The organism is Streptomyces bungoensis, from assembly GCF_001514215.1.
GTDB lineage: Bacteria > Actinomycetota > Actinomycetes > Streptomycetales > Streptomycetaceae > Streptomyces > Streptomyces bungoensis.
In genome coordinates, this window is record NZ_KQ948855.1 from 1 (window position 1) to 24,751 (window position 24,751).

19 protein-coding genes are annotated in these 24,751 nt (G+C 74.4%); 6 read left to right on the forward strand and 13 right to left on the reverse strand.

The genetic code is table 11. The features are described 5' to 3' along the window. Positions 1-587: TetR/AcrR family transcriptional regulator (locus AQJ66_RS12505; protein ID WP_061920240.1), on the reverse strand; the 587-nt coding region annotated here is incomplete at its 3' end. Between the two features lie 144 nt (positions 588-731). Here AQJ66_RS12505 and AQJ66_RS12510 point away from each other — a divergent pair. Together AQJ66_RS12510 and AQJ66_RS12515 are read left to right on the forward strand one after the other, a co-directional pair. Next, complete coding sequence (locus tag AQJ66_RS12510) at positions 732-1,751, forward strand: aldo/keto reductase (protein WP_061920241.1); 1,020 nt, start codon at positions 732-734, stop codon at positions 1,749-1,751. Between the two features lie 107 nt (positions 1,752-1,858). After that, positions 1,859-3,181, forward strand: a complete 1,323-nt coding sequence (locus tag AQJ66_RS12515) for a DUF1266 domain-containing protein (RefSeq protein WP_061920244.1) — start codon at positions 1,859-1,861, stop codon at positions 3,179-3,181. A gap of 51 nt (positions 3,182-3,232) precedes the next feature. Here the strand turns inward: AQJ66_RS12515 and AQJ66_RS12520 are convergent, their stop codons facing one another. The 9 genes from AQJ66_RS12520 to AQJ66_RS12555 all read right to left on the reverse strand — a co-directional run bounded on the left by AQJ66_RS12520 (position 3,233) and on the right by AQJ66_RS12555 (position 11,651). Next, positions 3,233-3,631 (reverse strand): MarR family winged helix-turn-helix transcriptional regulator, encoded by a 399-nt coding sequence (locus tag AQJ66_RS12520; RefSeq protein WP_061920862.1) that lies wholly within the window; start codon positions 3,629-3,631, stop codon positions 3,233-3,235. Between the two features lie 527 nt (positions 3,632-4,158). After that, positions 4,159-4,908 (reverse strand): glucose 1-dehydrogenase, encoded by a 750-nt coding sequence (locus tag AQJ66_RS12525; RefSeq protein WP_061920865.1) that lies wholly within the window; start codon positions 4,906-4,908, stop codon positions 4,159-4,161. 493 nt (positions 4,909-5,401) lie between these two features. Continuing rightward, the gene (locus tag AQJ66_RS38815) at positions 5,402-5,545 is read right to left on the reverse strand and encodes a hypothetical protein (RefSeq protein ID WP_159052556.1); all 144 of its coding nucleotides are present in this window, start codon (positions 5,543-5,545) and stop codon (positions 5,402-5,404) included. Between the two features lie 104 nt (positions 5,546-5,649). Continuing rightward, positions 5,650-6,171, reverse strand: a complete 522-nt coding sequence (locus AQJ66_RS12530) for a hypothetical protein (RefSeq protein ID WP_061920245.1) — start codon at positions 6,169-6,171, stop codon at positions 5,650-5,652. A gap of 81 nt (positions 6,172-6,252) precedes the next feature. Then, a complete protein-coding gene (locus AQJ66_RS12535; protein WP_061920247.1) occupies positions 6,253-7,818 on the reverse strand; it encodes an AAA family ATPase in 1,566 nt (521 codons plus the stop codon). Positions 7,819-7,894: 76 nt separating this feature from the next. Continuing rightward, entirely contained in the window at positions 7,895-8,446 is a 552-nt protein-coding gene (locus AQJ66_RS12540) for a hypothetical protein (RefSeq protein ID WP_061920249.1), read from the reverse strand. Next, positions 8,443-8,946 carry a hypothetical protein gene (locus AQJ66_RS12545; RefSeq protein WP_061920251.1) on the reverse strand — a complete coding sequence of 168 codons (504 nt, stop codon included), beginning with the start codon at positions 8,944-8,946 and terminating at the stop codon, positions 8,443-8,445. Before AQJ66_RS12545 ends, AQJ66_RS12540 begins: the two co-directional genes overlap by 4 nt. Then, positions 8,943-11,012 carry a hypothetical protein gene (locus AQJ66_RS12550; RefSeq protein ID WP_244162810.1) on the reverse strand — a complete coding sequence of 690 codons (2,070 nt, stop codon included), beginning with the start codon at positions 11,010-11,012 and terminating at the stop codon, positions 8,943-8,945. The genes AQJ66_RS12545 and AQJ66_RS12550 overlap by 4 nt, the downstream gene beginning before the upstream one ends. Positions 11,013-11,114: 102 nt before the next feature. Next, positions 11,115-11,651 (reverse strand): hypothetical protein, encoded by a 537-nt coding sequence (locus AQJ66_RS12555; RefSeq protein ID WP_061920253.1) that lies wholly within the window; start codon positions 11,649-11,651, stop codon positions 11,115-11,117. 130 nt (positions 11,652-11,781) lie between these two features. Here AQJ66_RS12555 and AQJ66_RS12560 point away from each other — a divergent pair, with 130 nt between their 5' ends. Beyond that, positions 11,782-13,572, forward strand: a complete 1,791-nt coding sequence (locus AQJ66_RS12560) for a caspase family protein (protein ID WP_061920255.1) — start codon at positions 11,782-11,784, stop codon at positions 13,570-13,572. Positions 13,573-13,593: 21 nt separating this feature from the next. Here the strand turns inward: AQJ66_RS12560 and AQJ66_RS40615 are convergent, their stop codons facing one another. Continuing rightward, positions 13,594-18,447: a CHAT domain-containing protein gene (locus tag AQJ66_RS40615; protein WP_061920257.1), complete on the reverse strand. Its 4,854-nt coding sequence runs from the start codon at positions 18,445-18,447 to the stop codon at positions 13,594-13,596. A 131-nt stretch (positions 18,448-18,578) separates the two neighbouring features. Here AQJ66_RS40615 and AQJ66_RS12570 point away from each other — a divergent pair, with 131 nt between their 5' ends. Further along, on the forward strand, positions 18,579-19,856 hold the full coding sequence (locus AQJ66_RS12570) for an alanine racemase (RefSeq protein WP_061920259.1): 1,278 nt from the start codon (positions 18,579-18,581) through the stop codon (positions 19,854-19,856). Between the two features lie 14 nt (positions 19,857-19,870). Then, entirely contained in the window at positions 19,871-21,481 is a 1,611-nt protein-coding gene (locus AQJ66_RS12575) for an N-acyl-D-amino-acid deacylase family protein (protein ID WP_061920261.1), read from the forward strand. A gap of 39 nt (positions 21,482-21,520) precedes the next feature. Here the strand turns inward: AQJ66_RS12575 and AQJ66_RS12580 are convergent, their stop codons facing one another. Both AQJ66_RS12580 and AQJ66_RS38820 read right to left on the reverse strand, forming a co-directional pair. Next, positions 21,521-22,366, reverse strand: a complete 846-nt coding sequence (locus tag AQJ66_RS12580) for a S1 family peptidase (RefSeq protein WP_061920263.1) — start codon at positions 22,364-22,366, stop codon at positions 21,521-21,523. A gap of 200 nt (positions 22,367-22,566) precedes the next feature. Beyond that, positions 22,567-23,184, reverse strand: a complete 618-nt coding sequence (locus AQJ66_RS38820) for a hypothetical protein (protein ID WP_061920265.1) — start codon at positions 23,182-23,184, stop codon at positions 22,567-22,569. 256 nt (positions 23,185-23,440) lie between these two features. Here AQJ66_RS38820 and AQJ66_RS12590 point away from each other — a divergent pair, with 256 nt between their 5' ends. After that, positions 23,441-24,652, forward strand: coding sequence for a pyridoxal phosphate-dependent aminotransferase (locus AQJ66_RS12590; RefSeq protein ID WP_061920267.1), 1,212 nt, complete (start codon positions 23,441-23,443; stop codon positions 24,650-24,652). Positions 24,653-24,751: the final 99 nt, after the last annotated feature.

Genomic DNA, 24,751 nt, shown 5'->3' on the forward strand with positions numbered 1-24,751 from the left:
TCCAGGCGCCGCAGCCCCGCGACCAGCAGTTCCACCAGCCGGCGCGCGTCGTAGCGGGGGTCGCTCTCCGCGCCGACGCACAGGTTCCCGACGCCGCGCATCAGCTCGTACGCCGTCAGGTCGGAGCGGATCTCGCCGGCGGCGGCCGCGGCGTCCAGGAGGTCGGTGCAGACGGGGACCAGGCGGTCGAGGAAGTAGGCGTGCAGTGTCTCGAAGCCGGCGTTGTCGGACTGCAGTACGGCCGCGAGGCCGTGCTTGGTGACCAGGAAGTCGACGAACCGGTTGATCCACTCTCCCAGCGCGGCGCAGGGGGACGCGCTGGTCTCCAGCAGGGCCGGGCCCGCCTCGGCGCAGGCGTCGACCTGGTGCCGGTAGACGGCGATGATGAGGTCCGCCCGCGTCGGGAAGTGGCGGTAGATCGTGCCCAGGCCGACGCCCGCCCGGGCCGCGATGTCGCGCACCGGCGCCTCCACGCCCGACGCGACGAAGACCGCGGCGGCCGCGTCGAGCAGGGCCTCCTTGTTGCGCTGGGCGTCCTTCCGCCGGGACGGGGCAGCGCGCCCGGTGCCCTCCTCGCTGTCCTTCACCGCACATCTCCTTCCACTGACCCGCTGACCGCCGACTCGCTTGCCAAAGCGGAACAGTGTTCCGTATCGTCTTTTCCGGAACGGCGTTCCGCTTTCTCATCATGTCATCCCACCCCGCTCCACTCGCAACGAGGAGACACGGTCATGCAGTACCGCACTTTGGGCCGCACCGGTGTGCAGGTCAGCACCCTCGCGCTCGGCGCGATGAACTTCGGCCGGATCGGACGTACCACCCAGGACGAGGCCACCGCCCTCGTCGACGCCGCCCTGGAGGCGGGGGTCAACCTCATCGACACCGCCGACGTGTACAGCGGCGGCGAGTCGGAGGAGATGGTCGGCAAGGCCGTCGCCGGCCGCCGCGACGACATCGTGCTGGCGACGAAGGCGACCATGCCGATGGGCGACGAGCGCAACCACCGCGGCAGTTCGCGGCGCTGGCTGGTCACCGCGCTGGACGACAGCCTGCGCCGGCTCGGCGTCGACCACGTCGATCTCTACCAGATCCACCGCTGGGACCCGCGGACCAGCGACGAGGAGACCCTGTCGGCCCTGACCGACCTGCAACGGGCGGGCAAGATCCGCTACTTCGGCTCCTCGACCTTCCCCGCCCACCGCATCGTGCAGGCCCAGTGGGCCGCCCGCGAGCACCGGCTGGGCCGCTACGTCACCGAGCAGCCCAGCTACTCGATCCTCCAGCGCGGGATCGAGACCCACGTCCTGCCCGTGACCGAGGAGTACGGACTCGGTGTGCTGGCGTGGAGCCCGCTGGCCTCCGGCTGGCTGTCGGGCGCGATCCGCGCGGGTCGGGACATCACCACCAGCCGCTCGACGTTCATGCCGGACCGCTTCGACATCAGCCTCCCCGCCAACCGGGCCCGGCTCGACGCCGTGGAGCGGCTGGCCGGGATCGCCGACGAGGCCGGCCTGACGATGATCCAGCTCGCCCTGGGCTTCGTGACCGCGCATCCCGCGGTGACCAGTGCGCTCATCGGCCCCCGCACGCCGGACCACCTGCGCGCGCAGCTCGCCGCCGCCGACACCGTGCTCTCCGCCGACGTACTCGACGCGATCGACGCCGTCGTCGCGCCGGGCACCGACCTGGCCGCGCACGAGAAGCACGACACCCCGCCGTCGCTGCTCGACCCGGCACTGCGGCGCCGCTGAGCGGACCGGAAGGTGGGCGGCCCCGCCCGACGGGTTCTCGCCCGGTCGCATAACATGATCAGGCGAGTCAAGTTGCCTCAGACGGCCACAAGTTGAAAAGGGCAAACATGTCGTTCGGTCCTCCGCCCGCAGGGTTCGGGCCCGCGATTCCGCCGCCTCCGACGCCGTCTGCCGCGACACCCCCGGCCCCCGCTCCCCCCGCCGCCACGCCACCGCCGCCTGTCTGGACTCCCCCGACCGGCGTCGAGCAGGCCCTGCTGGAGGCCAGGACGCGCGAGGACTGGACGGGCTACTTCGACGTCCTCGCCGACAGCCGCCTGTACTTCGAGATACGGCGCGACGCGGCGGACGCCCGGCCGAGCAAGATCGTTCCCCTCTTCGGGTACGACCCCCGGGTGGCCGGCGGCCGGATCTGGGCCGTGTACACGGAGGGCATGCTGCCGGCGCCGGAGCCGCAGCGGGTGTTCGACTGGCAGAAGCTCGACTGGTTCGCGCGGGTGTGGGCGCCGAGCGATCCGGCCGTGATCGTGGTCAACCCGGGCACGCCGTGCGAGGCGTTCCTGCCCGGCGCGCCGCCGCACTCCGCCGCCTGGGCGCGGCACGGCGAGCGGGCGAAGGCTCCGCTGAACCGGACGCGGGTGCGCACGCTCCGGCTCGGCGGGCCGCTGGAGGGACCCGTCGCGCGCGGACTGGCCTGCGGCGCGCCGCTGTTCGTGCGGTACGGGCAGCCGTGGAACGCCATGGCGTACCACGGCAACGGGTATCCGGCGGAACGTCAGCAGTTGCGCGAGTGGTGGGGGGTCACCGGCCGGGAGGAGTGGCAGGAACAGCAGCGGGCCCTGCTCGACCCCGACGGTGCCAACCCCGTCTGGGAGTTCGCCCTCGGGCTGCGCCGGACGATCGCCCGCGACTTCGGCGGCCACGTCGACACCACCTACTGGCGTGACGCGGTCGCCCGGGTGCTGCGCGGCCGCGCGGGCGGGGAGACCGTCATCACGCCCGACGGGGTCACCACCACTCCCACCGCGCCGGAGGCCGAGACCGAGGCGCGCATCAAGGGCGTCCAGCACCTCGTGGGGCGCATCACGCGGTACGAGGCCCGCTTCCGGGCCGACGGCATCCTCGACGAGAACCGGTTCGTCACCTCCGTGGACGCCTGGAACTTCGGGCGCGCCTCCGGCATGGCCCGCTGGGGACTGGGCGCCCGGTACTGCTCGCTGCCGGAGGCCGAGTCCGCCGTCGTCGAGGCCGGCCGGGCCGCCGCACGGTCGTACAAGTCCTGGCAGGACTTCGCCGCCGGGTACATCCTCGGGCGGTGCCTGCACTTCGACGACGAGGAGTTCGGGAGCTGGTACACGGACATGGTCGACGTACACCGGGTCCTGATGTCCGAACCCGACAGTCCTTGGCTCACCGTCGCGTTCCAGTGAGCGGCCGGACCGCCTCGGTCACTGCGGTACCGCGGCGGTTTCGCCGGAGTGCTACTGCGGGTCGATCTTCTCGATGACCGTGTCGGTGATCTCCGCCAGCAGGGCGGTCTGAGCGGGCGTGAGGTGGTCCAGGAACAGGCGGCGGACGTCCTCGACGTGGCGTGGCGCCGCCGCCCTCATGGCCGCGCACCCGGCCTCGGTGACCACGACGTACGCCCCCCGTCGGTCATCGGCGCAGTCCTCGCGGGTGACGATTCCGCGCTTCACCATGCGCGCGAGATGGTGCGACAACCTGCTCTTCTCCCACCCCAGTACCTGGGCGAGGTCGCCCATGCGCAGGCGGTCGTCCGGCGCACGGGTGAGCTCGGCCAGGACGGTGTAGTCGGCGGCGGACAGGCCGAACCGGCTCTGCAGTGACCGCCCGGCCTGCTGGACCAGGAGATCGTGCATGCGCAGGATGCCGCGCCACGCCCGTTCCTCGACGGGAGTGAGCCAGCGGGGTGCCTCAGTCATGCGTCCACCCTAGGGAATGGTTGACGCTTCAGTCATCTTCCGGACATCCCCGGTCCGGCCGTCGGCGGCGCGGAACCGGGCCCTGCCCCGCCGTCGTCAGCGGGCCGGCGGGACGGGCTCCCGCACACTGCGTGCGCGGCAGTCCCTCGTCGGAGCCGATGGCGTGCAGGGCGACGTGGGTGGCGCCGGCGTCGAGGCGGGCCTGGACGCGCTCGCCGATGGTGTCGACGGTGCCCCGGGCGACGAGGGCGTCGGCGGTCCCTGCCGCCGTCGGCGATGTCGTCCTGCGCGAAGCCCTGGCGCAGCAGGCTCTTCGCGTAGTGCCCCACGCCGAGGAACGGGCCGACGCCGCTGCGGCGAGTGGCGCCAGATACGCGGGGGTCGAGTCGCTCGTGTCGAGTGCCGGTGGCGGGGCCGCGTGCCGGGTGCCGCGGCCCCTTCGCCGCCGGTGCGGGTGGTGCGGGTCAGACCTGGTTGGCGCCGCCGTCGACGAAGATCTCGGTGCCGGTGATGAAGCTGGACGCGTCGGTGGCGAGGAAGAGCGCGACGGAGGCGACTTCCTCGGGCCGGCCCATGCGGCCGAGCGGGACGGTGCCGACCAGCGTGTCGCGCAACTGTGCGGCCTGCTCGTCGTCGGGGGCGAGTCCGTTGAGCCCGGGCGTGGTGATGGGTCCGGGGGCGATGGCGTTGACTCGGATGTTGCGGGTGCGCAGTTCGTTGGCCCAGGTGCGGGCGAAGGAGCGGATGGCGGCCTTGGAGGCGCCGTAGACGCCGAAGGCCTCGTTGCCGACGCTGCCCGCGGTGGAGCCGGTGAGGATGACGGAGGAGCCGTCGTTGAGCAGGGGCAGGGCCTTCTGGACGGTGAAGAGGACACCCTTGACGTTGGTGTCGAAGGTGCTGTCGAAGTGCTCCTCGGTCACCTGCTCGAGAGTGGCGAACTCGCCTCCGCCGGCGTTGGCGAAGAGGACGTCGACGCGGTGGCCGTGTGCGGCGATGGTGGCGTACAGGCGGTCGAGGTCGGCCAGGTCGGCGCTGTCCGCCTGTACGGGGGTGACGTTTCCGCCGATCTCCTCGGCGGCCCTGGCGAGGGTTTCCTTGCGGCGCCCGGTGATGTAGACGTGGGCGCCCTCCTCGCGGAAGCGGCGGGCCGCGGCCAGTCCGATGCCGCTGGTGCCTCCGGTGACGACGACCGTCTTGCCGTCCAGCTGTCCCATGATCTTCTCCTTGATCGGGTGGCCTCGCGGGACCACCATTCTTTCTGTTCAACTTTCAATGACCGTACATTCAGATAGGTGATGTGTCAACTACTTGCCCGGGGTGCCCCGCCGTGAACGTCATGCGGGGTGCCGGCCATGTCGAAATCTTGGACGAGGCCGTCGAACGTCGGGCTCCTCGACACGCTCCGCCCGCTCACCGAACGACCCGGTACGGCGGAAGCGCCCGCAGGGGACAGGTGAGGGGGCCGTCAAGAAACCCACGAGGGCAAGCAGCGTCCGGCCGGTCCGATCGGACGGGGGCGGAACAGGCGGACAAGAACCTCGTCCACTTCAGCGCCGGACACCGCCGCGCTCTTCGTGGAGGAGTGAGTCACGGGCGTACGCCCGGCTCGTCGGGTGAGGGGCACCGGCCGCGCCCGCGCTCACATCGACGTGATGGGCAGCGAGTTGTACGGGCCGCCCTGGCAGACGTACACGCGGGGAGCCGTGTTCACCACGTCACCACCGTGATCCACGCACTGCTGCCGGCCGATGCGGGGACGGGCGGCCCCTGGGACGCGGCGGCGTCGGCGAACCCGCGCCCGCCGAGGGCGGCCGCGGTGAGGACGGCGGCGGGGACGCGGCGCATGGACATGACACTGCTCCTTGCGGCGCTCGATCAAGCGTTCCTGGAGTCCCCTTCCCCAGGTTCACCCGGACGGCCTACACCCGCGTCCCGGGCCGCACCCGCCCCACGTCCTAGGCGGAGCCCTCCTCGAAGTACGCGTCCAGCACCGCGTCCAGCTCCGACTCCCACTGCTTGAAGCTGCTGCGGGCCGGGGCCTCGATCTCGATCGGGTACCAGCGGCGCTCCGGGGTGTGGACCGTGATCGTGAAGCGCTTGCCGAAGCGGGGGGACTCCGTTTCGACCGCCGCGATCTCGTCCCAGCCGAACTCGCAGGACTCCTCGTCGAGGCTGAGGCGGACGCCGCGGTGGTCGGCGGCGAACTTGGCGCGGCGGTCGCCGGCTTCGAAGACCGGGCCCTCGGGGGGCGTCGCCGCCAGGTCCGCCGGCTCGTCGGTCGCCGCCTCGGCCGTCGGGTCGCCCGGTGTCCCGGTGGCCGGCTCCGGCGCGTCCTGCGGCACGGCATCCTGCGGTCCGGCGTCCCGCGGCTGAGCCGCCGGGGCCGTCAGGCCGGGAATGTAGGCCGGGTCGAAACCGGCGCCCTTGACGGGCTCGCCCTTCAGGGGCTCGCTGCTCGATCCTATGCGCTGCTCCACGGCGGCAGTATGGACGACGTTCCTGTGTCGGAACCAGTCCGACCACCGATCCCCGGGGCCACTTGCGTCACTTGTCTCGCGTCACTCGTCCATGAAGACGATGCGGCGGGTGCGGCCGCCGTCGCCGGGTACCGGGGTCACCGCCGCGCGGCCCGCCGGCACCGCGCGCTCGCGGCCCCAGGCGCGGATCTCCTCGATCTGCTCGGGGTTGCTCACGCTCAGCGGGCGCACCTGGGCGAAGGTGTCCATGACGTAGGAGTCCTTCAACCGGTCGATGCCCCCGCGGCGGACCACCTCCTCGCCCACGTCGTGCAGCGCGGCCTCGATGTCGGAGCCGGCGAAGCCCTCGGAGAGGTCGACCAGGCGGTCGAGCTGCTCGGGGTCGGGGTGGGCCTGGAGGTAGCGGTGGTGGTAGATGCGGATGATCTCCTTGCGGTCCTGGGCGTCGGGCAGGTCGACGAAGAACAGCTCGTCGAAGCGGCCCTTGCGCAGCAGTTCGGGCGGCAGGCTGCGGATGTCGTTGGCCGTGGCGACGACGAACGCGCGCGACTGCGACTCCTGGAGCCAGTAGAGGAACTGGCCGATGATGCGCTGCGGGACGCCGGACATGTCGTCGCGGCCCGCCAGGCCCTTCTCGATCTCGTCGATCCACAGGACGCAGGGAGCCACCCGGTCGGCCATGGCGAGGGCCTCGCGGAAGCGGCCCTCGGACTCGCCGAGGTACTTGCCGTGGATGCTGGCCATGTCCAGCCGGTAGAGCGGCAGTTGCCAGTCGTGGGCGATCGCCTTGGCGGACAGGGACTTGCCGCAGCCGGGAACGCCCACCAGCAGGACGCCGCGCGGCGGACGCAGGGCCGTGTGGCGCAGGTCGCGCGAGATCATGTCGTGCTTGCGTTCGAGCCAGGTGCGCAGGCCCGTCAGGCCGCCGATGGCGTAGTCGCTCTGCTTGAGGTGGACCCGCTCCAGGCCGGTGAGGTCGCTGAAGATGCGGTCCTTGGCCTGGGCGAGGCCGAGGACGTCCTCGCGGCGGATGGCGCCCTTGGCGGCGATGGTCGCCATCAGGTTGACGCACTCGGCCTCGGTGACGCCGCTGAGGAACTCGGCCGCGCGGCGGGCGTCCTCCTCGGTCCACTCGATGGGGATGTGGCCGTGGTGGTCGCCGAGGAAGCCGCTGAGGATGCCGTACATCTCCTCGGAGTCGGGCAGGTCCAGGCGCAGGCTCATGCCGAGGCGCTGCAGGCCGCTCCAGATGGGGGTGTCGGTGATCAGGACGATGCTGCCCATGTTGCTGTCCGCCAGGCGGGCCAGTTCGGCGAAGTGGCGGGTGACCGGGGTGTCCGACTCGAGTTCGTCGGGGTCCACGAACACGATCGTGGCGTTGGGGCGGCTGCCGAACTGGGCGGCGGCGAAGTCCATCGCGCCGGCGAGGGAGCGGTCGTCCTGGACCGGCGCGTTGGTGCGCAGGTCGCGCAGGCCGGTGGCCCGGGTGTAGATCCAGAACGGCATGCTGCTGCGCCGGGACTGGGTGGCCGCCTCGCGCAGCAGGCGCAGGGCGCGCTGCTGCTCGATGGTGCGCATCGCGATGACCGGGACGCGGGCGGAGATGTAGCTGTCGAGGTGGCTGAGGCTCTCGGCGTAGTTCGACATTCGGGGTACGGGCCTTCTCGGGCTGCGGGGAGGGTGGGTGCGGGGCGCTGTGCGGGCGGCGGGGCCCGCGTCGGCCTCACTCGGGCACGATGCGCCGTCTCGGGGGCGCGGCGGGGTCATAGGCCCACGCGTCCGGGGCCGGGCGCACCGTGAAGGTCGCGGTCAGGTCGTTGTCCCGCAGGGTGCGGCGGCGGCGCTCGACGAGGCGGGGGTCGGTGCCGCGCCGGATCTCGTCCTCCAGGTTCCGCTCCAGCTGGGCCTGCACCTGGGTGATCTGGTCGTCGACGAGTTCGGCGAGGCGGCCGCGCAGGGACTCCGGGAGGCCGGGGTGGGCGGCGAGGGCGCGGACGGTGTGCAGGCCGGTGCGGGCCTGGGCCAGCTCGCGGCCCCAGCTGAACTCGTCCCGCGTCCCGTTCAGGGCGCGCACGAGGTGCTCGGCCCAGGTGACCAGGCGGGTGTTCAGGGCGCTGGTGAGGTGTTCGGTCAGCCGGACCCAGGTGTCGCTGTCGTACTGCTCCTCCCGCAGGGCGGGCAGGCCGGCCGGGTCGGCGGGTTCCAGGGCCGCCCAGCGGCGCAGGAAACCGACCCAGGCCTGGTAGGGGCCGCCGTCGCCCCAGAGGCCGGTCATACGGTGCTGCCCGGCCGTCGGACGAGGGTCTCGCCGGGCGGCAGCGGCTCCCAGTCGGGCAGCCCCTCCACGACCCGCCGGAGCCTGCTGGTGACCCGCTCCTGCTGCGGACGGCGCTGCGCGGCCCAGGGGGAGGCCTGCGCGCGGGACGCGTCCGCGGAGGCGGCCCAGGGGGAGGCCGCCGACCGGGGGGCGGGCTGCCGGGGCGCGGCGGGCTGGGGCGTGGCCGGCTGGGGCTGGGGGGCGGGCTGCGGGGCCGCCGCGGCCCACGGGTTCTGCGAAGGCTGCGGGGCGGCGGGTGCGGCCTGCCCGGGCGGGGGCGCCCACGGGGACGAGGGGTCCGCGACCGGTCCGGCCGCCGCCTGCGGCGGAACGGTGGCTCCGGTGGCCCCGGCCTGCTGCGCCGCGGCCGCCCCCGGGTTCCCGTCCGGTGCCGCGCCGGGCGCCTGCGGGGCGGTGTCGTGGGCAGGCTGGTGGGCGGGCGGTGGTGGCGTGCTCATCGGGCGCTGTCCTCCTGGGTCTCGGGCGCGGTCTTGGTCTCCTCGGCGTCCTGGGCCGGGATCCAGGGCTGCTTGGCGTCCTGGGCGGCGGCCGGGACCCGGGGCTCCTCGACGCCGTGGGGCTCAGCCGGGACCCGGGGCTCCTCGGCGTCCTGCGGCTCGGTCGCGGGCTCCTTGGGGGCCCGGTCCCCGGGGACGAACGTCCCGCCGTCCGCCGCGTCACCCGTGGGCCTCCGGCCGGCCGGCGACTCGCCTGCGGGCTCCCAGCCGCCCCGCGGCCCGGTCGGCGCCCCGGCCCCGGCGGCAGCCTCCTTGCGTACCACCCGGCCCTCGAACGGCGACGCCCCGCCCCCGGCCGTCGGCAGGGTGGCGATCAGTTCGCGGACCTTCGCCTCCGCCTTGTCGGCGGCGGTGAACTTCTCGTACCAGTCGGTCAGTTCGGCGGACGCGCCGCGCAGCTGGTGCAGGGACTCGGTCTTGGCGCGATCCAGCAGTTCGCGGGCCGCGTCCTGGGCGCGCTTGGCGGTCTGGGCCTGCTGGCGCAGGACCAGGCCCCAGACGAGGCCGACGATCGCGGCGGAGCCCAGCGCCAGGAAGGGCCAGTTGCCGACGAGGAAGAGCAGGATCGCGGCGACGACGCCGACGAGCGGGGCCACCTTCTTCAGCCAGGGGAAGGCGAGCGCGTCGACGAAGGGGCCGATGTGGTGGTCCCAGTGGTCGCTCAGCGACTTCTCCAGCGCGGCGAGCGGCTGGGTGAAGGAGCCGACCCAGCCGGGCAGCTGGAACAGGCGCGAGCCGACGGAGTGCGAGGTGGCGAACTGGGCCTGCACGTCCTGGGGCACGGCGGCCCGGTAGTCGCGGGTGTGGGCGGCGTGCGCCTGCTGGAACCACTCGTGGCAGGCGGCGACGGACAGCCGCTGGGTGGCCGGTGAGGTGCCGATGGCGCCCGGGTTCAGCGCGGCCGTGGTCTGCACGGTGAGGTAGTCCAGCGTCTCCTCGTACGAGGCCGCGTCCGCGTCGGCGGTCCGGCGGGCGGCGACGAGGTCGCCGTCGTGGTCGACCACCGCCTGGTTGAAGGCGAGGTCGCGGCGCAGCGGCAGCTCCTCGTTGTCGTACTCGGAGACCAGCCGGTCGAGGATGTCGTCGACGGCGTCCTCGATGCGCTCGGACGGCTGGAACTCCCGTTCCATGATGGCGCGGTACTTGTCCAGGACGGCCTGCTGGCCGCGTGCGGAGGACAGGACGCCGTCGAGGGTGACCCACTGCGGGGAGACGGCGGCCAGCCGCGGGAACTCGGCCGGCTGCGAGGGCGCGCGCAGGGACTCAAGCTCCTCGCGCCAGCGCCGGACCTGCCGGGCCTGGGCGTCGGCGCTGTCCATCAGCTGGGAGCGCCACCCGGCGAGCGTGCGGTCCAGCAGCTCGCGGCCGACCGGGCCGAAGGCGCCCTGGGCGATGGCCTCCAGGATGACCGCGAACTCGCGGCCGAGGGCGGCCGGGTCCTGGTTCAGCAGGTAGTGGCGCAGCCAGCGGACGGCGGCCTCGGAGCGGCCCTGGCGGCGCAGGACGAGGGCGAAGAAGAGCGAGGTGCGGTCGGGTGAGCGGCGGAACGCCTCGTCGACGGCGCGCTCGCACAGGCCGGGGTCGTCGGCGGACCAGGAGGCGAGGGCGACCAGGGCGGGCGCGAGCCAGTAGCGGGGGGTCTGGAGCATCAGCTGGTCGCCGACCATCCGGACGTTGTCCTCCGACACCAGGCCGACGTCGAAGGCCTGCAGCATGCCGACCGCGGTGCGGCGGACCGTCTTGTGGTGGCCGTACTCGTGGTCGATCTTGTCCTCGATGACGCCGATGCGGGTCTCGGCGCGCTGCACGTTCGCGGTGGCCTGCGCCTGCTGGGCGAAGGCGAGGAACTCGTCGCGCAGCTGCTGGAGTTCGGTTCGGGTCTGCTGCTGGTTGGCCTCGACGGTGGCGACCTGGCCGGAGACGGAGCCGACCCTCTCGCTGAGTCTGATGACGAGGTTGCTGACCTCCTGCACCTGCCGGCGCAGTGTGTAGTCGACCTCGGACATGCGGAACTCCGTTCGCGTGCTGCGTACATGGCGGGCTGCGGATGGACGGGCTGCGGGATGACGGGCGCTGGGGGACGACGGGCCGCGGCCGGGGACCGGGTGTCAGGGGCGGACGACGGTGCCGTCGTCCAGGACGGGCAGGAGGAGGCCGTCCTCGTAGACCTCGACGCAGGCGTAGCCGCCGGAGCGGGCGAGCATGCGGGCGGCCGAGAACGGCTCCGGCATCGGTTCGGCGGGAGGGAAGTGCCGGACGATGACGTGGAACAGGTTCAGCTGGTGGTCGACGTAGGGCGGGCCGAGGTAGCAGCGGGCGACGAAGCCGAGCGGGACGGCGCCGTACGACGTCGCGTACTCCTCGCGGACCCAGTCGGCCAGCGCACCGCAGGCCCGCTCGTCGAGGCCGGCGTCGAGCCGTCCCACCGCGTCGAGCAGCTTCCGGGAGCGGGGCGCGTACCGCTCCGGGCCGACGGCGGCGGACGGCGGGCGGGCGGCCGCGCCGGCTGCCGGGTTCGGCGGTGCCGTGCCCGGGCGGGCGGCCGGGCCCTGCCACGGCGCGGGCCCCGGCGCGGGCCCCGGCCGGACGACCGGGCCGGGCTGGGCCGGCCCCACGATGCGGCGCGGCCGTTCGGTGTACCCCATGTGTCCCCCGAGAGTCATGGGTGGTGAGCGGTTGTGCGATGCACGGAAGACAAGGTTAGTGACGCTACGTCAAGAGTGCGACGCGTAACGCCGATTCGTCATCTGGTTTGCCTTTGGCAAACTCTGGGGCATGGCGAGAATCAAGGCGCTCCTGGTGGGCATCGACGACTATCCGGCCTCCGTGGCGCAGCCGTTGGGCGGCTGCCGCAACGACGTCGCCGAGGCGCACCGGCTGCTGACCGACCTCGCCGGTGAGCGGGCCGACGTGCGCGTGCTGCTGGACGCCGAGGCGACGGTGGGCGCGGTGACGGACGCGGTGCTGAACCATCTGGGCGCGGCGGGCGAGGGCGACGTGGCGCTGCTGTGGTTCTCCGGGCACGGCACCCAGGAGGTGGCCACCGGCGGCGACCTGCTGATCGAGGCGACGGGGCTGAACCAGGCGCTGGTGTGCGTGGACGGTCCGCTGCCCGACAAGCGGCTGGGCGCGCTGCTGGACCGGGTGGCGGCGGGCGGTGCGCAGGTCACGGCGGTGCTGGACTGCTGCCACTCCGGGGGCGCGACGCGGGAGGCGGAGCTGACCGCGCGGTACGCGCCGCCCCGGCCCGGCTGGGACCTGAGCGGCGCGCGGGCGGCCGGCGGGCCGGCCCGGCACGTGCTGCTCGCCGCGAGCCGGCTGGACGAGCCGTCGTACGAGGGCTGGTTCGACGGGCGCCGGCACGGGGCGTTCACACACGCGCTGATCGGCGCGGTGCGCGCGGCGGGGCCGGCCGCCACCTGCCGGGAGCTGCTGGCGGGGGCGGCGGCGCGGGTGCAGCGGGCGGGCAGCACCCAGCATCCGGTGCTGTGGCCGGACCTGCCGGGCGGCGGCGCGGACCGTCCGCTGCTGGGCGGCGGCGGTACGGTCCGGGAGGCGGCGCTCCCGCACCTGCTGCGGTGCGGCGCCGACGGCTGGGAGGTGGACTGCGGTGCCGTCCACGGGCTGCGGGAGGGTGCCGCGGGGGCCGAGGGCACCGCGTTCGCGGTGCTGGACGAGGGGCCCGGGCGGGGTGTCGTCCGGGCGCTGGAGGTGTCGGCCGCGCGGACGCTGGTGGTGCCGGTGGACTGGGAGCCGGAGCCGGAGCGGGTGTACCCGGTCGCGCTGTCGGCGGTCGCCCTGCCGCCGGCCAGCGTGACGGTGGACGGCTCCCCTCAGGACGTGGCGGCGCTGGCGGCGGCGCTGGGGCCGCTGGTACGGCTGGTGGAGGGGCCGCAGGAGGCGCGGGGGCTGCACTTCCGGGTGCGGGTGCGCGACGGGTGGGCGCGGGTGCTGCGGCGCGACGGTACGGAGTTCACGCCGGCGCTTCCGCTGCGCGCGCCGGTGGACGCCGAACGGGTCGCGGACTGCCTGGACCATCTCACCCACTGGCACCAGCTGCGCGACCTGACTCCGCGGCCGTCGCTGCTGGACGGGCTGGTGGAGCTGGAGATCCGCCGGTGGGACTCGGGCGAGCCGCTGCGGCCGGACGCCGCCGGGGAGATCGTCTGCCCGTACGGCGCCGACGGGCGCCCGCCGTGGGTGTCGATCCGGCTGCACAACCGCTCCCCCGACCGCACCCTGTGGTGCGTCCTGCTGGACCTGACGGACGGTTACGCCGCCGACCCGGTGCTGTTCCCCGGCCACTTCATCGGGCCCGGGCACACGGGGTACGCGCTGGACGGGGACCCGGTGCGACTGTCCCTGCCCGCCTCCCGGCCGGCGGTGCCGGGGGCCGAGGCGCGGGACTGGCTGAAACTGGTCGTGGCAGACCGGGAGCTGAACACCCGGCCGTTCCGGCTGCCGCCCTGGCAGGCGGCCACCGGCCGCCGGATCCTGGGCCCGGTGCTGGGCGCGGCGGGCCGCTGGACGACGGTGACGGTGCCGGTGCGGACGCTGGTGCCGTAGGGGTCTCCTCCTGTCCGGGGGTCAGCGGCCGAGGTGGGTGAAGCCGGCCCAGGAGCTCAGGTCGTGCGGGTCGATGCGGCGGGCCCGCTCGGCGAGGAACTCCGGCATCTCGGAAGGCAGTTCGCGGTCGGGGTTGAGCATCCACAGCTGGGCGCGGCGCAGGGCGCGGGCCGGGGGTTCGCCGTGGGTGCGCAGGAAGTGGTGGGTGAGGAACATCAGCACCGAGGTCGCCTCGTCCGGGACCGGCCACAGGGAGCCGACGACCGAGCGGGCGCCGGCGGTGAGGAAGGCCGTGGCGAGGCTGTAGGCCTCGTTGTGGCCCCGGCCCGAGACGTGGCTGCGGCAGGCGGCCAGCAGGACCAGGCCGAGGCGGTCGCCGCCCGCCCCGGTGATCTCCTCGGCCGCGAGCGGGCCGTCGTGCAGGGCGAGGTAGGCGCTGCGGCGGGCGTTCTCGGCGACGGACGCGTGGCAGGCGAGGTGCAGCACCGCCCCGTCGTACGGCGTCTCGCGCAGCCAGCGCAGCACCTCGCCGGGGGTGCCCGGGCCGTCGGTGGGGCCGGTGGTGCGGCGGCCCAGGTAGCGGGCCTCGGGGTAGAAGGCGCGCTGGACGGCGTCGGCCTCCTCACCGGCGTGGCGCAGGTCGCCGGTGGGGTTGCCGACGATCAGGGCGGCGCCGGTGTGCTCGGCGGCGGGCCGGGCGGCCACCTGGCAGAGCAGGCGGGCGGAGGCGGCGTAGGAGATCTCGGCGGCCTGCAGCGCGTACTGCCGGCCGCGCGGCCCGCCCGGCTGCCACGCCGCGTGCCAGGGCACGAGCCCCAGCTTCCCCATCGGCACCAGCACCAGCCTCGGCAGCCGCCCCGCCGGCATCTCGAACGCCTCCAGCAGCGGCCGCATCGCCGCGTACCAGGCCCAGCCGCAGAGCCGGTCCAACTGGGCCCGCAGCGAGTGCGGCACGGCGGGCCGCAGCCCGGGGACGGGGCCGAGGTCACGCCCTGGGCCGGCGAAGACGGTGCCGTCCGGGTCGGCTCCCGTCGACCGGTCCGCGCCGACGGCCTCGTCCTCGCCCGGCCGCCCCGCGGGGGCGTCCCCGCCCGGCCGCCCGCCGCGTTCCGCGGGCACACCGTCCTCCCCCTGCCGCCCGCCCCGACCCCCGAGAGCGCCGTCCGACGGACCAGGAGCCGCCCACGAACGACCGCCACCGGAAACCGGCCCCCCGAGAGATCCCCCCGCCGGGGCCTGCGACGGACGACCAGTGACGACGGCCTCGTCCTCCCCCTGCCGCCCGCCCCGACCCGCGAGGGCGCCGTCCGACGGACCAGGAGCCGCCCACGAACGACCGCCACCGGAAACCGGCCCCCCGAGAGATCCCCCCGCCGGGGCCTGCGACGGACGACCAGTGACGACGGCCTCGTCCTCCCCCTGCCGCCCGCCCCGACCCCCGAGAGCGCCGTCCGACGGACCAGGAGCCGCCCACGAACGACCGCCACCGGAAACCGGCCCGCCGAGGGATTCCCCCGCCGGGGCCTGCGACGGACGACCGGTGACGACGGCCTCGTCCTGGCCCTGTCGCCTGGTCCGGGCCGCTGGGAAGCCATCCGACGGACCGGTGCCCGAGTTCAGGCCGCCCAGTGAGCCGCCGCTCAGGGCGCCCTGTGCCGGCCCGTCGTCGCCGGGGGTCGCGCCCGGCGGGGCGGCCGCCGCCGGCGTGGTCCGGGACGGTCCCTCCGCCGGGCCGTACTCGCGCAGGGGGGCCGCCTCCTCCGTCAGGGTCGGCAGGGGGATGGCGTGGACCGTGGCGCCGGAGGTGACGACGAGGGCGGTGCCGGGGGTGTCCTCCGTGGCGGGCAGGAGGTAGACGAGGGCGTCCTTGGTGAGGGTGCGCAGGGCCTCGGCGATCTCCTCGGGGCTCGGCGGGTCCAGCAGGCGGGCCTGGTGGGGGGCGTCGGTGCCGGTGAGGGCGGCCAGGACGCGGCGGCGCAGGGCGCTGGGGACGGTGAGCGGGGCGCTGACGGCGCTGAGCGGGTCCGCGGGTTCCTCCGCCCCGGCGGAGCGCCACTCGGCGGCCAGCGCGGTGTTCCCGGTCGCGGTGAGCAGGTCGGGGACGGTCACGGAGGTGAGGGCGGCGTGCAGGACCAGGCCCCGGCAGGCGTCCAGCGCCTGGAGGGCCTCCTCGGGGCGGTCGTCCTTCAGGCACCAGCCGGCCACCTCCAGCGCGGCCCCGGTGGCCTGCGCCGCGGCGACGGTGGCGTGGTCGGTGCCGGACTGCAGCAGCGCGGCCCAGGCGTGGCCGCGCAGCGACTTCAGGCCGAGGGCGCGGGCCGTGGCCCGGTCCCGGCGGTGCAGGTCGTCGCGGGAGCGGTGGGCGCGGGCGAGGGCCAGGCCGGTGTCGGCGTAGAGGCGGTGTTCGGGGCCGCCTGCCTCGGCGAAGGCGCCCTCCAGCAGGGTGATGCCCTTGGCCAGCCGCTCGCGTCGGCGCACCCGGTCGATCTCCAGCTCGGACAGGGCGCAGTGGGCGATGCCCAGGCTGTTGGCGTAGCGCAGCCGGCTGTCGCTGCCCGGCTCGCACAGCTCGTGGGCCTCGCGGAGCAGGCCGATGGCGGCCGCGATGCCCGGCCCGTCCCGGTGCTCGACGGCGCGTACGAAGCGGGTCATGCCCATGTCGCCGAGCACCCAGGCCCGGTGGTCGCGCGGCAGCCGGCGTGCGTGGCGGCGCAGTTCGTCGGTGCCGGGGCGGCCGGTGAGCGGGGGCAGCGGGGGGACGCCGAGGTGCCGGGCGAGGTTGTCGCGGCCCATGCGGGCGTTCTCCAGCAGGACCAGGATCTCGATGCGGGAGGGGTCCTCGTCGCTGAGCGCCGCGTGCCCCTCGGTGAGCGTGGCGATGTTCCGGTCGGCGTCGGCCAGGTCGCCGCGCCGGACGGCGGAGTGCGCGTCGAAGCCGGCCTGCTGGAGGTCGACCATGCGGCGCAGGTGGGCGGGCATCGCCGGGTCGGAGCGCAGCCGCCGCCAGGTCGCGGCGCCGGCCTCCATGTCGTCGCCGGCGCCGCCGGTCTGGCCGCGCTGGGTCTGGGCCATGAACCGGGCGAGGGTGAGGCTGTACTCGTTCGGCGCGCTGCCGAGGCCGCCGCCGTCCTCCGCCCGGTCGAAGTGGGCGAGCACCTCGTCGAGTCCGGCGCCGGAGCCGGCGCTCATCTCCTCGTGCAGCCGGGCCATGCCGGTGACGGCGTGCGCCCTGCCCCGCCAGGCCGGGTCCGACTCGGCCCGCTCGAGCACCGCCTGCATCAGCTCCTGCCGGTGCTCGGCGGTGACGAAGGCGCCCTCCGGGTCCACGAGGACCAGGTTGCCCAGCATCATCGTGGCCAGTTCGGCCCGGCCGGGGCTGCCCGGTTCGAGGGCGCGCAGCCGGGCCAGCGACTGCTCGAAGCTCTGGATGCGCCGGTGCTGTCCGGTCATGTCCCGGCCCATGCCGCGCAGGAACTCCTCCTCGCCGAAGTCGACGTAGGCGCGGCCCGCGTGGAAGTCGTCCAGGATGGCCGTCAGGGTCTGCCTGAGCCGCTCGGTGTCGAGTCCTTCGGGGTGTCCGTCGGTCCTGGGCAGGACACCGTGGTCGGCGAGGGTGTAGCGGGCCCAGCCGTCGAGCATGCGGGCGGACTGCGCGAGGCCGTGCGGGTCGTCGGCGGCGGCGAGGATCAGCCCGGTGGCCCGCAGGACGTCCTGGGCGCGGGCGGGATCGGGGTCGTCGTGGTGGCGGGCCTGCTGGAAGACGGCGAGGAACATCGCGGTGGGGGCGGGGTCGCCGTCGTGCTCCGTCTCCCACTGGTCGAGGGCCCGGCGCAGCAGGGCGATGCCCCGGTCCCGGCCTTCCGCGTCGTCGCGGGCGGCGGCCCGCTCGTAGAGCAGGCGCCCGAACATGTCCAGGTGCTGCGTCAGCAGCCGTTCCTCGGCGCCGGGCCGCGCCAGCAGGCCGCGCACCTCGACCTCGGCGGCGAGGCTCTGGCCGAGGTCGTGCCAGGTGGCCCAGACGAGGGTGCGTATGAAGACGGCGTTGGCCTCGGCCTCGAACGCCCAGTCGGGTTCGGGGCCGCCGGCCCGGCGCAGCTCGGTGAGGGCGGTGCCGAAGGCGTCCCGGGCGGCTTCCAGTTCCTCGCGGTCGGCGCGGGCACGTCCGTGCACCATGGTGGCGAGGCCGAGGCTGAAGTGCAGCTGCGGGAGGTCGCCGGGCGGGGCGGTGCCGAGGAGGGCGCGGTAGTGGCGGGCGGATTCCTCGGCGGCGTCGGCGTCGCCGTGGCGCAGGGCCCGCTGGAGGTGCAGGTAGCCCGCTCCGGCCCGCAGGTCGGCCTCCTCCCCGCTGCCGGGCTCGGCGTGCCGGAGGGCGTCCGCGTGCCGCCGCAGGGCCTCCTGGAGCAGCTCGGCGGAGTCCGGGGCGGCGAGGCTGCGCAGTTTGGCGCACAGGGCGACGACGTACCGCCCGAACTCCCGCTCCCACGCGAAGTCGGGGTCGCCGCCGGGCAGGCCGCGCTCACCCTCGACCAGTAACTCCCACGAGAGTTGCAGCAGTTGCTCGCCCCCGCCGGCCTCGTACTGCACGCCCCGCAGGTGGCCGTACCGGATCCGCCAGGACGCCCACAGCGGATCGTCGCCGGGCGAGCGGAAGGCGTGCTCGAACGCCTCGACGGCGAGCGCGAGTTCGTCGTCCCGGCCGGTGTCGTCGCGCAGCAGGTAGAGCCGGTGGCTCAGCTCACCGGCGTACCCGCACAGCTCGGCGGCCTCCGGGTCGCCGGCGGAGAGCTGCGCCAACCGGTCGAGCACGGCGTCCCGTTCGGCGGTGAGTTCGTCGAGGAGGCGGTCCGGCTGGGCGGAGAGGTCGGAGGAGGTCACGTCCCCATAGTGCCCGCGGACCAGCGGCGTTTCCGCCGAGTTCGGCGAGCACGGCGGGCACGGCGATCAAGCCGGGTGGCGGATGTGCCCGGACCGTTGCACCATGCCTACGTTCCGATCAGGAGGTCCCCATGCTCCATGCCGGCGGTACCGGACCGCTCGACCGTCTCGCCGAGGAGCGGGTCGACCACCGCTTCAAGGGGCTGCCGCCGGACGCCGCGGGGCTGACCGTCGGCGAGCTGGCCGGGCAGCGGCGCAACCTCTTCGACGGCGGCTTCACCACGCCCGTCCTCGCCCTGTCCGCCGAGCGGCTGGAGCACAACCTCGCGCTGATGGAGGCGTACGCCGCACGGCACGGTCTGGCGTTCGCGCCGCACGGGAAGACCTCCATGGCTCCGCAGCTCTTCCACCGCCAGATCGAGCACGGCGCCTGGGGCATCACCCTCGCCGTCCCCCACCAGGTGTGGGTGGCGCGGGCCTTCGGGATCCGGCGGATCTTCCTGGCCAACGAGCTGGTCGACCCGGCGGCCCTGCGCCGGATCGCCGCCGACCTGGCGGCCGACGCCGGCTTCCGCTTCGTCTGCCACGTCGACTCGGTGCGCGGGGTCGAGCTGATGGACGCGGCCCTGCGCGGCGCCGCCCGCCCGGTGGACGTGGTCGTGGAGCTGGCCGCGGGCGAGGGCGCGCGGACCGGCGTGCGCACCGAGGCGCAGGCCCGGGCCGTCGCCGACGCCGTGGCGGGCGTCGGGACACTGCGGCTGGCCGGTGTGGCGGGCTACGAGGCGCAGGTGCCCGGCGCCTCCCCGGAGCGGGTGCGGGAGTGGCTGGAGCGGCTGGTGGCGCTCGCCGTGGAGTTCGACGGGGCCGGGCGATTCGCGGACGCCGGGGAGATCGTCGTGAGCGCCGGCGGCAGCGAGTGGTTCGACGCGGTCGCCGCCGTCTTCGCCGCGATCCCGGACCTGTCCCTGCCGGTGCTCAAGCTGCTGCGCTCCGGGGCGTACGTCTCGCACGACGACGTGCACTACAGCCGGCTGACCCCGTTCAACCGGGTGCCCGAGGAGGGCGCGCTGGAGCCCGCCTTCCGGTTGTGGGCGCAGGTGGTCTCCCGGCCCACCGCGACGGAGGCGTTCGTCAACGCCGGCAAGCGGGACGCCCCCCACGACCTCGACCTGCCGGTGGCCCGGGCGGTACGCCGGGACGGCGCCGAGCGCCCGGCGGCCGGCATCGAGGTGACCGCCCTGTCCGACCAGCACCTGTGGCTGCGCACCGCCGCGGAGGCGGACGTCGAGGTCGGCGACTGGATCGGCTTCGGCCTGTCCCACCCGTGCACGACCTTCGACAAGTGGCCGCTGATCCCGGTCGCGGAGGCGGACGGCACGGTGGTCGACTACATCCGTACGTTCTTCTAGCCGGCGGGGGCGCCATGGAGGAGCTGGTCATCCGGGACGCGGACGTCGTCGACGGCAGCGGCGCGGACTCCTACCGCGCCGACGTGGTGGTGGACCGCGGACGGATCGTCTCGATCGTCAAGGAGGCCGCCGCGGCAGGCTGCCAGCGGCCGCGCGCCAGGCGGGAGCTGGACGCGGAGGGGCTCGTGCTCTCCCCCGGCTTCGTCGACATGCACGCCCACTCCGACCTCGCCCTGCTGCGCGACCCGGACCACAGCGCGAAGCTGGCGCAGGGGGTCACGCTGGAGGTGATCGGCCAGGACGGGCTGTCGTACGCGCCGGTGGACGACCGCACCCTGGAGGAGGTCCGCCGGGCGATCACCGGGTGGAACGGGTACGGCGAGGACGTCGACGTCGACTGGCGGACGGTCGGCGAGTACCTGGACCGGCTGGACCGCGGGATCGCCGTGAACGCGGCCTACCTCGTCCCGCAGGGCACGGTCCGCGCGCTCGCCGTCGGCTGGGAGGACCGCCCGGCCACGCCCGGGGAGCTGGACCGGATGCGGCGGCTGGTCGCGGAGGGCCTGGAGCAGGGCGCGGTGGGGCTGTCCTCCGGGCTCACCTACCCGCCGGGGATGTACGCCGACGACGCCGAACTGACCGAGCTGTGCCGGGTGGTGGCCCGCTACGGCGGCTACTACTGCCCGCACCACCGCTCCTACGGCGCCGGCGCCCTGGGGGCCTACGCCGGGATGGTGGCCGTGGCCCGGGAGGCGGGCTGCCCGCTGCACCTGGCGCACGCGACGATGAACTTCGGCGTGAACGAGAGCCGCGCGCCCGAGCTGCTGGCCCTCCTCGACCGGGCGCTCGACTCCGGGGTGGACCTCACGCTGGACAGCTACCCGTACACCCCGGGCAGCACCACCCTGGCCGCGCTGCTGCCGGGCTGGGCGAGCGCGGGCGGCCCGGAGGCGGTCCTGGCCCGGCTCGCCGACCCGGCGACCGCCGAGCGGATCCGGCGGGAGCTGGAGGTGACCGGCTCGGACGGCTGCCACGGGGTGCCGGTGGAGTGGGCGACGGTCGAGGTGTCCGGGGTGGCCGACCCGGCCCTCGCGGACCACGTGGGCCGTACCGTCCGCGAGCTGGCGGACCGGCGGGGCGAGACGCCCTGGGCGGTGGCCCGCCGGCTGCTGGTGGCGGACCGGCTCGGCACGACCGTCCTCCAGCACGTCGGGCACGAGGAGAACGTCCGCGCGATCATGCGGCACCGGGCCCACACCGGCGGCTCCGACGGCATCCTGCGGGGCGCCCGGCCGCACCCGCGCGCCTACGGCACGTTCCCCCGCTACCTCGGCACCTACGTCCGGGAGTTGGGGGTGCTGACGCTGGAAGAGTGCGTCGCCCACCTGACCGGGCGGCCCGCGGCCCGGCTGCGGCTGCCGGACCGCGGTCTGGTGCGCGAGGGGTACCGGGCCGACCTGGTGCTCTTCGACCCGGCGACGGTGGCGGCCCGCGCGACCCTCGCCGAGCCCCGCGCCCTGCCGGCCGGGATCCCTTACGTCCTGGTCGACGGCCGTTTCGCCGTCGAGGACGGCCGCCGCACGGACGTACTGGCCGGCCGGGCGGTCCGCCGCACACCGGTGTGACCGCCCGGTCCGGCGGGACGGCGGACCGCGGGCCGCGGGTTACGGCTTGGGCAGGGTGCAGCCGGACGCGGCGAGGTTCAGCTTGTTGCCGGTGGTGAAGCAGGCCGGGATGTTGTACGTCTCCTCGGCGTAGTTGATGCCCTGACGGACGGTCACGTTGCCGCTCTCGTCGACCTCGCAGGGGTTGTTCTCGGTGCAGCGCTCGCCGTCCTCGTTGCCCGTGTTGTTGACGGCGACGACCTTGCCGGTGGCGGTGTCGATCACGGGCGAGCCCGAGGTGCCGCCGATGGTGTTGCAGGAGGAGGTGTAGCGGACCGAGTCCTTCCAGGTCCAGTCGCCCTCCTTCAGCCGGTACACGAAGCCGTCGACGTCGCAGCTGTAGGTCCGCTTCCAGTACCCGGAGACGACCTTGATGGCGGTGCCGGCCACCGGGTGGGTGTCCTGCACGGTGAGCGGGCTGATGCCGTACGTGCTCCTGATCGCCGCGTACGTGGTGGTGGTGCGGTAGATGGTGACGTCCGTGTCCGTCATGGTCGAGTAGACGACCTGGTTGGCGCGGAGCGTGCCCACCCGGGAGCCGGACGCGTTCAGCAGGCCGAAGCTGCGGCTGGACGACTGGCCGGTGATGACCTCGCCGGGTGCCGGGAAACCGGTCTCCAGGCAGTGGCCGTTGGTCAGCACGAGCGCGGGGTCGCTGTCCGCGGAGCCCGGGAAGCGGATGACCGAGCCGGAGCAGTTGCTGAGCGAGACGGTCCCGGCGAAGTTCACGGTCACCGCGGCGGCCTTGGCGCTGTGCGGCGCGCTGTGCGGCGCGGCGACCGCGGGGGCCGCACCCACCCCGGCGATGGCCAGGGAGGAGATAGCGGCCAGGAGAGGCTTGTTCATGTGGGGGTCCCCTCTTACGACTTGGGCGACCGGAGATCTTCCGGTCACCGCGCGTCTTTGTCATGGACATTCTCATGAGAGGGGCGTGCGGGGGCAAGGAGTCGTATGCGACAGCCACGGCGCGCAGGGGCATACGTGCCCCCTGCCGGGCGGCGCACACCAACGCACCGCCTGTTGGGCCCATTTGAGGTGGTACGCGGCTACCTGGGCCGCTTCGTCGCCCCGTGGCCGTGCCCCCGGCCGCTCGGGAGGCTCTCGTTCCCGGAGGCCGTCGGGCTGGGCGCCGGCGCGGAGGTGGCCGGCGCCGTGGCGGCCGGGGAGGTGGGCGCGTCGGTGGCCGCCGCGCGGGTGGTGCGGGCGGCCGTCGAGGGGGTCGCGGCGGGGGTGGGGGCGGCGGCGGACGCCGCCGCGGGGAGGCCGGCCGTGGTGGCCGGGGCGGCCGTCGTGGGGTCGTGGGAGTCCGCGGAGCTGCTGTTGGTGCCGGGGGCGCGGGCGGGCCCGTCACCGGCGGGACCGGACGGGGAGGCGTCCGGCCAGGCGAGAGCGGCGATCAGCGCGACCGCGCCGGCCGTGCCGAGCCCCCCGGCGAGGACCGCCGTGCGGCGGCGGGTACCGCGCCTGCGCTCCTCGCGCCGCCCCCTGCGGCCGCCGTCCGGCCGGACGGCGGGTGGCTCGTGCGGGTCGGGCGGGCCCTGCGGATCGGCGGCCGCGGCCGGCAGCTCGCGCGTCTCGTCGTAGGCGTTCTCCCAGCCGTGCGCGGCCGCCGGATCGGCGTACTCCGCGTACGAGGGGGCAGGGGGCGGCTGCGGGAGGTACACGTTCGGGCGAACCTCCGGCTCGCCGCCTCCACCGTGCGCGTCGTACAACCCCGCTCGCCCCTTCGCATCGCCTTCCCCGGCGCCGCACCCCTCCGCACCAGGGAAGTCAGCAGACCGGACGGAGCGGCACCGCCGCGCATTCTAGGTACGCAAGTGGCCGGTGAGACAGCTACGGGCGATATCGAGGCAAACCACGCCGTCTCACGTGGCGGAAAACACGAGCCAGGAGCCGTTACCGGGCCGTAAGCTCACGGACATGCAGGTGATCCAGTCGACGAAGCTCGCCAACGTCTGTTACGAGATCCGGGGCCCGGTTCTCGAGGAGGCGATGCGCCTCGAAGCGGCCGGTCACCGCATCCTGAAGCTCAACACGGGCAACCCGGCCGCCTTCGGCTTCGAGTGCCCCCCGGAGATCCTGGAGGACATCCTCCGCAACGTCTCCTCCGCGCACGGCTACGGCGACGCCAAGGGCCTGCTGGCCGCCCGCCGCGCGGTCGTGATGCACAACCAGACCCTCGGCATCGAGACGGACGTCGAGCACGTCTTCGTCGGCAACGGCGTGTCCGAGCTGATCGTGATGGCCATGCAGGGGCTCCTCGACGACGGGGACGAGGTCCTCGTCCCGGCGCCGGACTACCCGCTGTGGACGGCGGCCGTCTCCCTCTCCGGCGGTACGGCGGTGCACTACCGCTGCGACGAGCAGTCCGACTGGATGCCGGACCTCGCCGACGTCGAGCGCAAGGTCACCGACCGCACCAAGGCGATCGTCATCATCAACCCGAACAACCCCACCGGCGCGGTCTACGACGAGACCGTGCTCAAGGGGCTGACGGACATCGCCCGCCGGCACAACCTGCTGGTCTGCTCCGACGAGATCTACGACAAGATCCTGTACGACGACGCCACGCACACCCCGACCGCGAAGATCGCCCCCGACCTGCTGACCCTCACCTTCAACGGCATGTCCAAGGCCTACCGGGTGGCCGGCTATCGGGTGGGGTGGATGTCGATCTCCGGTCCGCGCGCCCACGCCGACTCCTACATCGAGGGCCTGACGATCCTGGCGAACATGCGGCTGTGCGCCAACATGCCGGGCCAGCACGGCGTGGTGGCCGCGCTCAGCGGACGCCAGACGATCAACGACCTGGTGCTGCCGGGCGGGCGGCTCAAGGAGCAGATGGACACCGCCTACGACCTGCTCACCCAGATCCCCGGCGTGAGCTGCGTACGGCCCCGGGGCGCGCTGTACCTCTTCCCGCGCCTCGACCCGCAGGTGTTCAAGATCAGGGACGACCGGCAGATGGTCCTGGACCTGCTGCGCCAGGAGAAGATCATGGTCGTCCAGGGCACCGGCTTCAACTGGCCCGAGCCGGACCACTTCCGGGTGGTGACCCTGCCGACGGTCGGCGACCTGCGGGACGCGGTCACCCGGATCGGCACCTTCCTGGACGGGTACGGCCAGCCGTGACGGGCGGCGGGCCGGTCGCGGACCGGGACCGGCGGACCGCAGTCCGTGACTCGGCTCAACTTTAGACGAAATCCAAGCTAGGATGGCTTCCTGTCAGAG